Genomic DNA, 12,731 nt, shown 5'->3' with positions numbered 1-12,731 from the left:
AAGTCATGGACCATCGTACCTTCACACCCTCAGCGAACGCCACGCGGCGCGACGTCCTCCTTGCGGGCGGTATGGCCGTCGCTGCGATAGCCCTCCCAATACCAGCACATTCCCATACCACTACAACTCAACCGCAACTCGGGAACAAGATCATGTCCTTTATCAAGACCAGTGACGGAACAGAAATCTTCTACAAGGACTGGGGGCCGCGCGACGCCCAGCCCATCGTCTTCCATCACGGCTGGCCGCTCAGCGCCGATGACTGGGACGCCCAGATGATGTCCTTCCTCGACAAGGGCTACCGCGTCATCGCCCATGACCGCCGTGGCCATGGGCGATCCACGCAGACCTGGACCGGGAACGAGATGGACACCTATGCAGCCGACGTCGCGGCGCTGACGGACGCCCTCGATCTCGAGGATGCGGTCCACATCGGCCACTCGACGGGCGGCGGCGAGGTCGCGCACTATATCGCCCGCGCGAAACCCGGACGCGTGTCCAAAGCAGTCCTAATCGGCGCGGTCCCCCCGATCATGGTAAAGTCGGACAAGAATCCTGGCGGCCTCCCGATCGAGGTCTTCGATGGCTTTCGCGCCGCCCTCGTCGCGAACCGATCACAGTTCTTCCTCGATGTTCCGACGGGACCGTTCTACGGCTTCAACAGACCCGGCGCAAAGGTGAACCAGGGTGTCATCGAAAACTGGTGGCGGCAGGGCATGATGGGTGGAGCGAAGGCTCACTACGACTGCATCAAGGCGTTCTCCGAAACGGATTTCACCGAAGACCTGCAAAAGATCACGGTGCCGACGCTGGTCATGCACGGCGACGACGATCAGATCGTTCCCTATGCCGACTCCGCGCCGCTGGCGGCCAAGTTGCTCAAGCACGGCACGCTCAAGACCTACCAGGGCCTGCCCCACGGCATGTGCACCACCCATCCAGAGATCATCAACGCCGATCTGCTGGAGTTCATCCGCAGCTAAGGCGGCTGCCGAAGCAAGACCGTCATCTCAAAGGAGAGATTCCAAATGTGGAAGCCAATCGAATGCGCTCCAACCACAAGACGCGAAGTGCTGGCGGGATTGACGGCAACCGCAGCGTCGATATTGCTGGCCAAGGGCGCTTACGCCGCAGATTTTCATGGGTTCAACCACGGGGCATTCGACGTTACCGTCGTCAGCGACGGCTTCCTTACTCTTCCCGCGGAAGTCCTGCTCCCTGACGCCAGCCCGGAGGATCGAAAGGAATTCCTCGCCAAGCTCGGTGGCGACGCCAACAGCGCACCCGTTCAGGCCAACATTCCTTTGATTAGGCATGGGAATGACCTCATCCTGATCGACAACGGGTCCGGCTCGAAATTCCAGGCGAGTGCCGGCAAGCTGGCTCAGAACCTGCGGACGCTCGGCGTTAAGCCCGGGGAGATCACCAAGGTCGTATTCACTCACGCCCATCCGGACCACTCCGGCGCAACGATGACAGAAGATGGAAGACTCCTCTATCCCAACGCCGAGTACTTCGTGAGCGAGACGGAGTGGAACTTCTGGACCGACAAGAAGTACGAGGCGCATATGCCTTCTGTCCTCCATGACTTCGCGCGCGGCGCACAGCGTGATCTCTTCGCGGCGAAAGAGCGCCTAACGCTCGTCAAGGCGGGCCAGGAGGTCGTTCCAGGGATGAACGTTGTTGCAACCCCTGGCCATACACCCGGGCACGTTTCCATCGAACTGGCGGGAGACGGAAACCTACTCATCACTGGAGACGCCTGCACCAACGACGTTATCTTCTTCGAACATCCTGCCTGGCATTTCGGGTTCGATACCGATCCCGAGGTCGCATTGAAGAGCCGTCAGGCGCTCCTCGACCGCGCTGCCGCCGAGAAGATCAAGATGCTCGGGTATCATTGGACCTATCCCGGCGTAGGCTATGCGGAACGCAAGGACGGTGTTTATCGGTTCCAAAAGGCTTGATGTCGTCTGCCCGCCCGAGAGGATCGACTATCCAGCGCTTCCATTATCCTCGGCTTCCTCAGCACCGCTAGGGGCGGCGATCAAGCCCGATGCGTTGTGTTACACCAACATACGAGCGGCAACTCTGGGTTGTATTTTTGGCGGATCGCGCCTTGGGGGTACCTATTCGCCAGCTAATATTCGCGGAGATATTGGCTATGGAGCGTCGACCCGCGGCCATCATCGCTGCCGACGTTGCGGGCTACTCCCGCATGACCGGCTTTGACGAAACTGACACCCACCGTCAGCTAATGAGCCTGCTGATCCGAGGAAGAAATCGTCGCTCTCGTCTGCCTAAGACTTGCGCTGCAGGAATTCCCCCACGTCAGGCAACGGACCATCCACCGTCCACTAGCAGGTTCGCGCCGGTGATTAGGCTCGCAGCAGGTGATGCAAGGAAGACCACGGCACCCACTACATCGTCGGTTTCACCGATCCGGCCGAGTGGAATGTGGTCGAGCGTAGCTTGGCGATTGTCGGGAACGGATAGGAAAGGTGCGGTGCCATCGGTGTGGATGAAGGTCGGCGATACGGTATTTACCGTGACGTTGTAGCGCGCCCATTCCGCCGCAAGGCAGCGCGTAAGGTGATTAATTGCCGCCTTGCTCATGCAATAGATGGCCTCGCCGCGCAGTGCCACGGTACCGGCCTGCGAGCTGATGTTGATGATTCGGCCCTCTTTACGCTCGATCATATGACGGCCTACTGCCTGAGTCATCAGAAAGGTACCCTTGATGTTGACATCGAGTATCTGGTCAAGGTCCTTTTCCTCAACGAGTTCCGCGAGATTGCCCGGAGCCACTCCGACATTGTTGATGAGGACGTCGATCCGGCCGAACGTTGTAAGGGCCGCATCCACTGCTTGTGCGATATGCGCCTTATTGGGAATGTCCAACTCAACCGCTAGGACTTCGCTCCCGGCGCTCTCGAGTTCGCTAACTAGGTCAGCCGACGCCGCGATGTCGCGGACACCCAGGACGATATCGGCCCCTGCTGCGGCACACGCAATTGCGCAAGCACGACCGATGCCACGGCTCGCTCCCGTCAGGAAGGTCACTTTGCCGTCAAGGCTGAAATCCGGCGCGTTCTTATGCATTATGATACCTCCCTTGATGAAGCTCACTTATGGCAGCGTCGGCATGCGGGCCAGACTTGCAACGCATGTTGCGGAGCATCCCTTAGCCACATAGGCCACGTCCATTTTCCTTCGCCCAACAGTGGACCAAAATGTCTCCGATGGGCCAATAGCTACCTTTTGATTTAGGTATCGCTAATGAAATCGACTAAGACCATGCCGTGCAGAAGGGCACTAGGCTGATCACAATTATATCTTAAAACAGAACCTGTTTTTCGTCTGTGTGTTGACCGCGCATAACGTACATTTGTCGTCGGAGAGAAGGAGTGCCGGTTTTCCGTTGATCGAGAATTCATCGCCTTTTCGAGAAATGATCGTCTTGTTTCCCGTCGGCCAAATGAATTCGTACCGATCTGCTCGTTTCCCTTCCCCATAGACCTCATGCTACATGTGTGAAAAACCAACGACTGCTGCATAACGTAGCACGGGTCGGAGCTCTTCGGCGCATCACCTTACAATCGACGCGAATGCCAACGAGCTTTTTTTGTTGTGGTTGAAGTCAGGGCTTTTTGAATGTAGCCCTTGGATGTGAGCGCGATGTATCGAATCATTTGCAGCAAGCTGCTGGTTCTCATCAAGCTGGCGATCGTTGTGTCGTTTGCCGGATACTCGCTATCCAATGCTACGGCCGCCATGCACGGCCCGAGCTTTGTCGAGGCGCAACAAGCCGCCTCGATGCTGTAGGGGCACCATGGCTCCGAAATGGCGGCGCACGACCACCATGGCGACGTGTCGGCCGATGATGATAGCGTCAAGCTCGCCAAGCAGGAATGCTGCAACGACTTTTGCGTAAGTCTCGCAATCATCGCCACGAGCGACACCTTGGCCGGACCGGTCGTGTCGTCGATCCACGGATTCATAGATGACCGCAGGTTTTTCGGAGAAGTCCCCCCCTGCACCGCCCCCCGAATATCTGAACAGGACACGCCCGTCCTTGCGGATCTGAACGTGCGTTGGTGGGTGTTATTGCCCGTTGCGCCGCCGCCCTGGGGCCTTGGGCAAGTTCACCGTGATCGGGGGCACCGATCTTGCCTCGACTACCGGCTACGAAACCGGGGACTTGCAGACCGAATTCCACAAGTCGTCTTTCCAATCGCTTCCGGAGACGCCGTTGTTTGGAACGTAAACCGCGCGACCAACGAAGACCTTGCCCGGACGTTCGCATTTCACACGGACGTCGTGGCTTCCCTGGTCGATGTACCTGATCGTGCCAGCACTATCGAATTCGATCAGACCGATGGTCACATCGAAATCGAAGTCCCGGACGGGCGATATCTCCAGCGAGGTCACGGTCAAGTTGACGGTAACGTTGCCCTGGAAATGCGAGACGTGAAATGGCGGCCGTTCTGCTGATTGGCTTGGATGGCGGAAACGGCCATCGCGAACGGCATTCGTGCGGCTCCACATCTCCTCCTCCCAACGTATGTGATCATCCTGTTCAGTGCGCTGGTCGCCGGCTACCAGGCCATCAACCGCCTCATCAATCCGGAACCCATCTCCCATCTCGGCTGGCTGATCGCCGCTGGCGTCATTGGTTTCATCGGCAACGAAGCCGTCGCGGTCTTTCCCATCCGGGGCGGCCGGGAAATCAACAGCGCGGCGCTGATCGCCGACGGGTTCCACGCCCGCACCGACGGCCTGAACAGTCTTGCGGTCGTCGCCGGAGCCATCGGCATCTGGCTAGGCTTTCCGATCGCCGATCCGATCGTCGGCATGCTGATCACAGTGGCGATCTTCGGTATCGTCTGGCAGTTGGCGCGATCGGTTCTGGCGCGCATGCTAGATGGCGTCGAGCCTGGGATCATCGACGAGATCGAGCATGCCGCCGCCCATGTCGAAGGCGTCGACGAGGTCAGCGAGGCGAAGGCCCGCTGAGTGGGCCACAAGCTTCATGTCGATGTTGCGGTGGTCATAGACGAGAGCGCTCTGCTTGCGGAGGTCAACGTCATCGCGACCGTGAGTCAACGCTTCGGACAGCGAGCGGTTGGCCTTCAGGATGTTCGAGCCTCAGGGGCATCATCACTAGACGCACTAGATGCTCGCAATCACCTGCTCAAGCATTGAGCGGACTTTGCCTGCGGTATCCTTGAGAGTGTCGTTGTCAATTCCCTGCATCGAGACCACGGGATCGATCGCACTAACCATAACATCGCCGCCTTTGAGACCCCGAATGATCACATTGCATGGCAGCATGGCTCCCACTTTAGGCTCCATTTTCATCGCCTCGAAGGCCATGCGCGGATTACATGCCCCCAGGATAATGTAGTCATCGACGTCGGCGTCCATCTTCTTTTTCATCGTAGCCTTGACATCTATTTCCGTGAGAACACCAAAGCCTTTGCTCAAAAGTGCAGCCCTAGTCATTTCCACGACTTGCTCAAAAGGCACTCCGGCGATCGTCTTGTCCATCGTGTAGCTCATAGTACTAGCTCCTATTTGGGCCGCGTCGACCGCAGCATTGCATTTCCGTGTATAAAACTGCGGGCGAACAAGCTGCTCGTGCCGTTCGGACATACTAAACGCTTCAATCGTGGCGAGAAGAAAGTTCGAACATCAATCGTGCGCCCTCGTCGACTGGATGGGCGTCCGCTCTACGTGCTTGATCGGGACGGCACGCGCCGGAAGGCAACTCCAAAGAATAGTCGCCCAAGCCGATAAAGTAGTCATAGCCCTGTCCCTCGGGTTTAATGGCAGACCCTTTGGGCAACAGCGCCGATGGTTCAGCAAACTTGGTTGAGCCGAAATCCTACCGGCGAAGTAGCGAAATTTGGTGCGCCGTCCTTTCCGACAGCCATGACAGCGTAAGAACGACTGCGATCAGAATCGAATTATGATGCGCAGCCCACCACTGTCGATGTTTTCGATGTCGATCGAGAGGTCGTATACATCGGCAATGTCGCGGACGATGGCAAGGCCGATACCGGTTCCAGGCGTCTTGAGATCGAGGCGCATGCCGCGTTCCATGATCGTAGAAAGCCCGTCAGGACTTGTACCGGGACCGTCGTCCTCGATCATCAAAACGGGCCTTGCGCCCTGCCATTGTGCTTTGATCCGGATGGCGGATCGGCTCCATTTCACTGCATTGTCCAAGATGTTGCCAAGGAGTTCCTGCAGGTCATTCGGGTCCATTTCAATGGAGAGACCCGGCGCAACGTCGATGGTCCAGCTCAATTGCTCGCCACGTGGCGTCCGCCTGAACGTCCGCACGATCGTGTTGAGCGACGTGGCGAGATCGGCGTCGGACGAGCGCAACTCTGCGCTGCCGGCGATACGACTGCGCGTCAGCTCACTGTCGACATGGGATTTCATCACGCCGGCCAGATGAACCAACTCGTCGGCGATTTCAGCTTCACCCCGTTCCCGCAGTGTCTCTGCATCATTGAACAGGACAGTCAAAGGCGACTTGAGACCGTGCGCCAGGTCGGCAGCCCGCGTCCTGGCTCGTGAGATCAGCTGCGCCTGCGCTTCAAGCAGCCGATTGACCGCATCGACAACATTTTGGAGCTCTTTGGGAAAGGGGCCGCTGAGGCGGTCGGCCTTGCGCGCGCGGATGCGGTCGAGGCCCTCGCTGACGGATGAAATAGGACGCAGACCGTAGGTCAATTGAGCTAGCGAGGCTGCGATCAGGAACACGGCAAGCGCCACCATGTAGGGAATGATATCGAACACGAACGTCCGGCGCGCCTTTGATACAACGGACGCATCGATCGCCACGGCGACACGGATCGCCCGTTTTCCGTCGGGAGCAGCGAAAACGATCTTGCGCTCCTGCGCGATGAGGTCTGAGTCCTCCGGCCCCGCGAGATGATAGCGATGGATGGAGCCTGTTTCCTGATCGTCGTCTGGCAAAGGAAGAGAAGTATCCCACAGCGAGGCAGAGCGCAGCTGCCTGTTGCGAAGGTCGTCTTCCACCTGCCAGTAAAGGCCGCCGTAAGGTTCACTAAAACGACGATCGACAGGCCTATCCGGCAGCTCAATTTCGCCATTGGCTGCAAATCGCAATGTCCCTGCGATGTTGTTGATATGGCCGGTCAGCTCTTCATCGATCCGGCGTTCGAGGTTGAGGGTGAACAGGTTGATCAACACGAGGCTGGCCATGATGAGCGCGAGGATGACGCTAATCATGGACACCAGCAGGAAGCGACCGCGGATCGAATGCCTCATGTGGCGCTTCCGTTGATGCGGTATCCATAGCCGCGCCGGGTGGCGATCACATCACGGCCAAGTTTGCGACGCAGACGCCCAACGAGGACCTCCACAGAATTGCTGTCGCGCTCGAAGTCCTGCGCGTAGAGCTGTTCCGTCAATTCGATCTGGGAGACGTTGCGCTCGCTGTTGTTCGCCAGAAACGCCAGACAGCGATATTCAAGGGGCGTGAGATCGATGGGCAGGCCAAGGCGTGTGACGGTCTTTGTCCGCGTGTCTATCGCGATGTCGCCGAACATCATGGTGGAACTCGCCTGGCCCGCGCTGCGCCGGATTATGGCGCGAAGACGGGCGAGCAGTTCCGCCATCTGGAAGGGCTTTGCGAGGTAGTCGTCGGCTCCGGCATCGATGCCCTCCACCTTCTCCTGCCAGTTGCCACGTGCCGTCAGGATCAACACGGGCATCGTCCGGCCTTCAGCCCGCCAGCGTTTCAGAATGGAAAGACCGTCGATTTTGGGCAGTCCGAGATCGAGAACGACCGCCGCAAATTCCTCGGCGTCGCCTGTAAACCAGCCTGATTCTCCGTCCTTTTCATGGACAACGACGAAGCCGGCCCGCTCGAGATGGGTGATCACATCGCGGGCGATCAGGGGATCGTCTTCAACCAGCATCACTTTCATTCGTCGTTCTCGATTTCCAGCACGACACCCGATGCGGCGTCGACTTCAACCTCAACCATCCGGTTGTCAGGCCGTAGCACACGAAATTCGTAAACGGTGATGCCGTGCTCCTGATCAATCGACGTCGAGACGATCTCGCCGTCCACCTTGTCCGCAACGATGCGCCGCAGTTCGGCAAGCGACTTTATTTCGCCCTGTTGGACGCGCTCGCGAATATGTTCACGGGCATCGTCAGGCGAAACGATACTCTCACGATCATCATCGGCACGCGCTGTCGAGACATGGCCGAGCGCCACATCAAGCAGGAGCGCAAGCCCCAGCGACGCTATCGCGCTCCCCTTTTTCCTGACGATCGATCCCTGACACATCCTCCATTCCTATCATCGCGAAGCTGAAGTTTCGCTGACATTCTGCGTCAGCTATCGCTCAGCTGCCTTCGCCTAGTTTGCAGTCAACGGTTCGCAGCAACGGTGCTCGACCGGGTCAACGAAGGATACTGACGATGAAAAATATCTTGATTGCCCCCCTGTTCGCCGCTTCCGTTCTCGCCGGCGTTGCCCATGCAGAAGACGCTGGCAAATGTGGAACCGCTCCACAGGACAAGTGGATGACCGAGGACGCCCTGAAGGCGAAGGCGACGGAGATGGGTTTCGACGTTCGCCAGATCAAGGTCGAAGACGGCTGCTATGAAGTCTATGGCATCAAGGATGGCCAGAAGGTCGAAGCGCTCTTCAATCCGGAAACCGGCGTTCAGGTCGGCGTCGACGGTGACGATTGATGCGTAGCGCCGAGCACGAAATGCCGGGCTCCCTGACCGGTCGCAAGGAGCGACCGGAACGGATCAAGGTCTGGGACCCCGTGGTCAGGCTGTTCCACTGGGCGCTGGTGGGGTTTTTCGCCTTCTCGTTCTTCACGGGCGACGAATGGAAGTCGGCGCACATGCTGTCGGGCTACATAATCGGGGGCCTGGTATCCATCCGCGTTCTTTGGGGTCTCTTCGGATCGGAGCATGCCCGGTTCGTCAACTTCGTTCGCAGCCCCGTCACCGTTCTCAGTTTCCTTGCCGATACCGCCCGTATGCGTGCCAAACGCTACATCGGACACAACCCGGCGGGCGGCGTGATGGTGATTGCGCTTCTGCTGATGATCGCGGGCATCGTCACGACCGGCACCATGATGACGACCGATGCCTTCTGGGGAATCGAATGGGTGGAAGACACCCACAAGAAGTTGGTTTATTCGACCCTCGGCTTAATCGCTCTTCACATCTTCGGGGTTCTGCTCGCCAGCATCGAGCATCGCGAAAACCTCGTCCGCGCCATGATCACAGGCTGGAAACGGAGAAACTGAGATCGGAAGCCCTTCCTCGGGCCAGGCGCTCAAATTCCACGTTCCCGCGCAAATACACGCGGGAACGATCGCGTGCGACCCATTTGCTAAAACAGGTCCTATCGTAGATCACAAAATCTCGCAGCGCGTGTCCGACGGACGCCCTTGCCATTTTAGATGGCCTTCCCGACGACCGCACCGATACCTGCCGTCAGCGCTATCGCAAACGCGCCCCAGAATGTCACCCGCAAGGTTGCCCGCAGGACATTCGCGCCGCCGGCTTTTGCGCCAATGGCACCCAGAAGGGCAAGAAACGCAAGGGAGGCAACCGATACGGTCGCGACCAGCATGGAGGTGGGCGAGACCATGACCATGGCAAGGGGCATCGCTGCTCCGACCGCAAAGGTTGCCGCCGAGGTGAGTGCTGCCTGGATCGGCCGCGCGGTGGTGATTTCGGATATGCCGAGTTCGTCCTGCGCATGGGCGGCCAGTGCATCCCTGGCCATCATCTGATCGGCAACCTGTCGCGCCAGAATGCGGTCGACGCCGCGCTTGACGTAAATCTGGGCGAGTTCTTCACGTTCGGCTTCGGGCTGAGTTGCCAGTTCCGTGCGCTCGCGGTCGAGGTCCGCGTTTTCGGTGTCAGCCTGCGAGCTCACCGAAACGTATTCGCCGGCCGCCATAGACATGGCCCCGGCAACCAGCCCGGCAACGCCTGCAACCAGGATTTCGGAGCTTGCCGCCGAAGCCGTTGCAACGCCGACGATAAGGCTTGCGGTCGAGACAATGCCGTCATTGGCACCAAGGACGGCGGCACGCAGCCAGCCTATCCGCGAGACGAGGTGATTTTCCGAATGCAGACGGCTCATGTTTTTCTCCCGATCACGCCCTCGAGGCGCACCGCGGCGGCGATTGTGTTGGAAAGTGTACCGTGAAGTTCGAAGTCGAGCATCGGCACCACGGGCTCGATGACCTTATGCGCGATGGCGATCGGCCTGACACTATCAACAGGTCGCGACGCGCTGCTTGATCGGCATCAAGAAAACAGGACGATATCGAGCGCGAGCAGAAGCACGCTGGCAATCAGACCGGCGACGGACACCCAGAAAGGGCAGACAAAAATGCCGGGTGGGGGCGCTACCTCCCGCATCTTTATGCGGATCAAGGAAAGATTGACGATCGCGACCACGCCAAGCGTGAATTGCTTTGTCAGTTTTGCCAGGCCTTCAAGCGGCACCGCGAGTGAAAAGACAAGGATCATCGAAACACCGATCGCGGTTGCGACCAGCGGCGTACCGGTTACCGGGTTCAACCTACCGAGGAAAGCCGGCAGGTTCCCCTGCCCGCACCAATCGCTACGCCCAGCCCATAGAGGACCGCATGCGTGAGCGTGAGCGTGGAGCTGGAGCTTTGCCGGAGCCACCGTCAGTATCGTCAGTTCGGACACGCTATCTCCTTTCGACCGCGCCAAAACTTCGCGAAAGTGCGACAACCGGGGCGATGTCTATCGCCAACCTATAGGGCGGTGGAAAACAGATGCCGGCGAGCGAACCGCCTCACGAGGAAGGCGGTCAACGACGCCGAAACAACGTCCGCATCTTGTGCTCGGGTCAGGTCTCTCCCGAGACCTCCCGGCGTCTCTTGTCCAACTCTTCGCTGTAGCGACGGAGTGTGTAACTCTCTGTGAGAAGCCCGATAACCCGTTGTTCGATCTTGTTGTTGACCACCGCCAGCGCTTCGCTTTCAGTATGTTCGAAGATCGTCGCTGCTTGCTTGGCATTCATGGTCGGAAGTAGATAGGCGGCCTTGTAGCGAACTAGGTCCAAAATCACCCCTTCACCATCCGCGACGAGGCTGGTGTGGGCCTCGGGGACGATGACAATGCCAACATACTTGCCAGCGTTATCAACAATTACAACGCGCTGCGTCGAGCCGAGCGGGAAACACTCCCGGAATTTGCCGAGCGTGCTTCCAACGTTTGCTGTTTTCACATCGGGCCGCATCAGTTTGTCGACTGTCAGGTTTCTGATCCAACCGACATCGTGCGCACTGCGGATGCTTTCGCCCCTCAGATGAAACCGCCAGGTCGCAAACGAATATCCGAACAGGTTCCGTACCGTCAGAGATGCCGTAATGACTGCAGCGAGCGTCAAGGCGGTGATCGAGAAATCACCGGTCACCTCGAGGGCGAGAAAGGTCAAAGGTCCGCCTATAACCGAAGCGGCCAGGCAACTCATGCCGATGATCGCGTAGACCGTCGGCACCAAAATGGTTCCGGGAAAAAGCAACATGCCCGCCAAGGCGTAGATTTTACCCAGCAAAGCACCGAGAAACAGGGAGGCAAAGAACAGACCACCGCGAAACCCGGAACCGATCGATACCGCTGACGCCAGCGATTTCATTAGCAGCAGAAATCCAAGCGCGGGAATAGCCAAATCCTGGTCAAGATTGAGGTGCAACGCGCCGTGCCCGCCGGACAGCACCTGCGGCGACACAATCGCAAGAAGTCCGACGATCGCCCCTCCGAGGACGGGACGGACAGCGGGAGGAATAGAACTCTTGCGGGCCACCTCTTCCACCATCGACACACCCGTCAACAGAAGGATGCCTCCACCTGCGCAAAGCAGGCCGAGCAGAAGCGCTGGCATATAGTCGGTTGGAATGACGGAGCCAAAAGTGGCCGCATTCACCAGAAAGCTGCTTGGCATCAACAGCCGTGCGACATTCGTCGCCAGCAAGGATGCGGCGATCACGGGCGTAAGACTGGCAATGCTGTAGGAGCCAATGATGAGTTCGAACGCATAGAACGCGCCGGTCAAAGGCGCATTGAACGCGGCAGCGATCGCGCCGGCGGCACCGCAACCGACGAGGATACGCAGGTCGCCCCGGCGCAGCTTCAACGCAATGCCGATCTTGGACGCAAAACCGGATGACAACTGAGTATAGCCGGCCTCCAGCCCTACGGATGCTCCGAAACCATTTGAAACAAGGTTCTGAACACAGACAATAAAGCTGTCCGTTAACGAAAGACGTCCGCCATGAAGCGCATTGGCTTCAATCGGATCGACCATCGGCTTTTTGCGCTTGTAAGCGAGGATGAATATAACAGCACCGAGGATCAGGCCACCGATGATAGGTGCCACCAGAATGATGGTGTGATTGAGCGAGGTTGCACTGCTCAACCGCTCGTCTGCTCCAATGCGAAAAATCCACTCATGCAGCAAACGCACAACCGTTGCCATGGCAACCACCACGAGCCCGGCAATCACGCCGACGACTGCCCCGATAATCGCGATACCAAGCTCGCTCTGGCGAACGAAAGCTCTGAACCGGCCGGGCGCGAACAGAAGCCTCAGAGGACCTGACCGCCGCAACGCGTTCCTTAACGCAAACGCCACATTCACTTCCAAACACCCATCACATGGTCAGCCATCG

At 58.4% G+C, this 12,731-nt stretch carries 13 protein-coding genes and 1 pseudogene; 6 read left to right on the top strand and 8 right to left on the bottom strand.

Annotated features, from left to right (window positions below):
• The first annotated feature begins 152 nt into the window (after positions 1-152).
• Together A3AY_RS0121475 and A3AY_RS0121470 are read left to right on the top strand one after the other, a co-directional pair.
• On the top strand, positions 153-983 hold the full coding sequence (locus A3AY_RS0121475; RefSeq protein ID WP_018327739.1) for an alpha/beta fold hydrolase: 831 nt from the start codon (positions 153-155) through the stop codon (positions 981-983).
• 45 nt (positions 984-1,028) lie between these two features.
• Positions 1,029-1,967, top strand: coding sequence for an MBL fold metallo-hydrolase (locus A3AY_RS0121470; protein WP_018327738.1), 939 nt, complete (start codon positions 1,029-1,031; stop codon positions 1,965-1,967).
• Between the two features lie 364 nt (positions 1,968-2,331).
• Here A3AY_RS0121470 and A3AY_RS0121465 read toward each other — a convergent pair whose 3' ends face one another.
• On the bottom strand, positions 2,332-3,102 hold the full coding sequence (locus A3AY_RS0121465; RefSeq protein ID WP_018327737.1) for an SDR family NAD(P)-dependent oxidoreductase: 771 nt from the start codon (positions 3,100-3,102) through the stop codon (positions 2,332-2,334).
• A 576-nt stretch (positions 3,103-3,678) separates the two neighbouring features.
• On the opposite strand from A3AY_RS0121465, the pseudogene A3AY_RS35805 reads away from it, so the two are divergent.
• Positions 3,679-4,058: pseudogene (locus tag A3AY_RS35805) on the top strand (hypothetical protein).
• 445 nt (positions 4,059-4,503) lie between these two features.
• Complete coding sequence (locus tag A3AY_RS35800; RefSeq protein WP_018327734.1) at positions 4,504-5,016, top strand: cation diffusion facilitator family transporter; 513 nt, start codon at positions 4,504-4,506, stop codon at positions 5,014-5,016.
• 156 nt (positions 5,017-5,172) lie between these two features.
• Here the strand turns inward: A3AY_RS35800 and A3AY_RS0121445 are convergent, their stop codons facing one another.
• The 4 genes from A3AY_RS0121445 to A3AY_RS0121430 all read right to left on the bottom strand — a co-directional run bounded on the left by A3AY_RS0121445 (position 5,173) and on the right by A3AY_RS0121430 (position 8,335).
• A complete protein-coding gene (locus A3AY_RS0121445; protein WP_018327733.1) occupies positions 5,173-5,562 on the bottom strand; it encodes a DUF302 domain-containing protein in 390 nt (129 codons plus the stop codon).
• Positions 5,563-5,958: 396 nt separating this feature from the next.
• A complete protein-coding gene (locus A3AY_RS0121440; RefSeq protein ID WP_018327732.1) occupies positions 5,959-7,305 on the bottom strand; it encodes a sensor histidine kinase in 1,347 nt (448 codons plus the stop codon).
• The gene (locus A3AY_RS0121435; protein WP_018327731.1) at positions 7,302-7,967 is read right to left on the bottom strand and encodes a response regulator transcription factor; all 666 of its coding nucleotides are present in this window, start codon (positions 7,965-7,967) and stop codon (positions 7,302-7,304) included. Before A3AY_RS0121435 ends, A3AY_RS0121440 begins: the two co-directional genes overlap by 4 nt.
• Positions 7,964-8,335: a PepSY domain-containing protein gene (locus A3AY_RS0121430; protein ID WP_018327730.1), complete on the bottom strand. Its 372-nt coding sequence runs from the start codon at positions 8,333-8,335 to the stop codon at positions 7,964-7,966. Before A3AY_RS0121430 ends, A3AY_RS0121435 begins: the two co-directional genes overlap by 4 nt.
• Before the next feature lie 134 nt (positions 8,336-8,469).
• Here A3AY_RS0121430 and A3AY_RS0121425 point away from each other — a divergent pair, with 134 nt between their 5' ends.
• Both A3AY_RS0121425 and A3AY_RS0121420 read left to right on the top strand, forming a co-directional pair.
• Positions 8,470-8,745: a PepSY domain-containing protein gene (locus A3AY_RS0121425; protein WP_018327729.1), complete on the top strand. Its 276-nt coding sequence runs from the start codon at positions 8,470-8,472 to the stop codon at positions 8,743-8,745.
• The gene (locus tag A3AY_RS0121420; RefSeq protein WP_018327728.1) at positions 8,745-9,317 is read left to right on the top strand and encodes a cytochrome b/b6 domain-containing protein; all 573 of its coding nucleotides are present in this window, start codon (positions 8,745-8,747) and stop codon (positions 9,315-9,317) included. Before A3AY_RS0121425 ends, A3AY_RS0121420 begins: the two co-directional genes overlap by 1 nt.
• 152 nt (positions 9,318-9,469) lie before the next feature.
• Here the strand turns inward: A3AY_RS0121420 and A3AY_RS0121415 are convergent, their stop codons facing one another.
• From A3AY_RS0121415 to A3AY_RS0121405, 3 genes are all read right to left on the bottom strand, one after another.
• Positions 9,470-10,165, bottom strand: a complete 696-nt coding sequence (locus A3AY_RS0121415; protein WP_018327727.1) for a VIT1/CCC1 transporter family protein — start codon at positions 10,163-10,165, stop codon at positions 9,470-9,472.
• A 167-nt stretch (positions 10,166-10,332) separates the two neighbouring features.
• Positions 10,333-10,743 (bottom strand): APC family permease, encoded by a 411-nt coding sequence (locus tag A3AY_RS0121410; RefSeq protein WP_154663321.1) that lies wholly within the window; start codon positions 10,741-10,743, stop codon positions 10,333-10,335.
• A gap of 163 nt (positions 10,744-10,906) precedes the next feature.
• Positions 10,907-12,670: a chloride channel protein gene (locus A3AY_RS0121405; RefSeq protein ID WP_018327725.1), complete on the bottom strand. Its 1,764-nt coding sequence runs from the start codon at positions 12,668-12,670 to the stop codon at positions 10,907-10,909.
• Positions 12,671-12,731 lie beyond the last annotated feature (61 nt).

It is taken from the genome of Rhizobium giardinii bv. giardinii H152, from assembly GCF_000379605.1.
In the GTDB taxonomy this organism is placed as follows: domain Bacteria; phylum Pseudomonadota; class Alphaproteobacteria; order Rhizobiales; family Rhizobiaceae; genus Pararhizobium; species Pararhizobium giardinii.
Note: the sequence above shows the minus strand (reverse complement) of the source record. Positions and strands in the feature narration are given on the sequence as shown.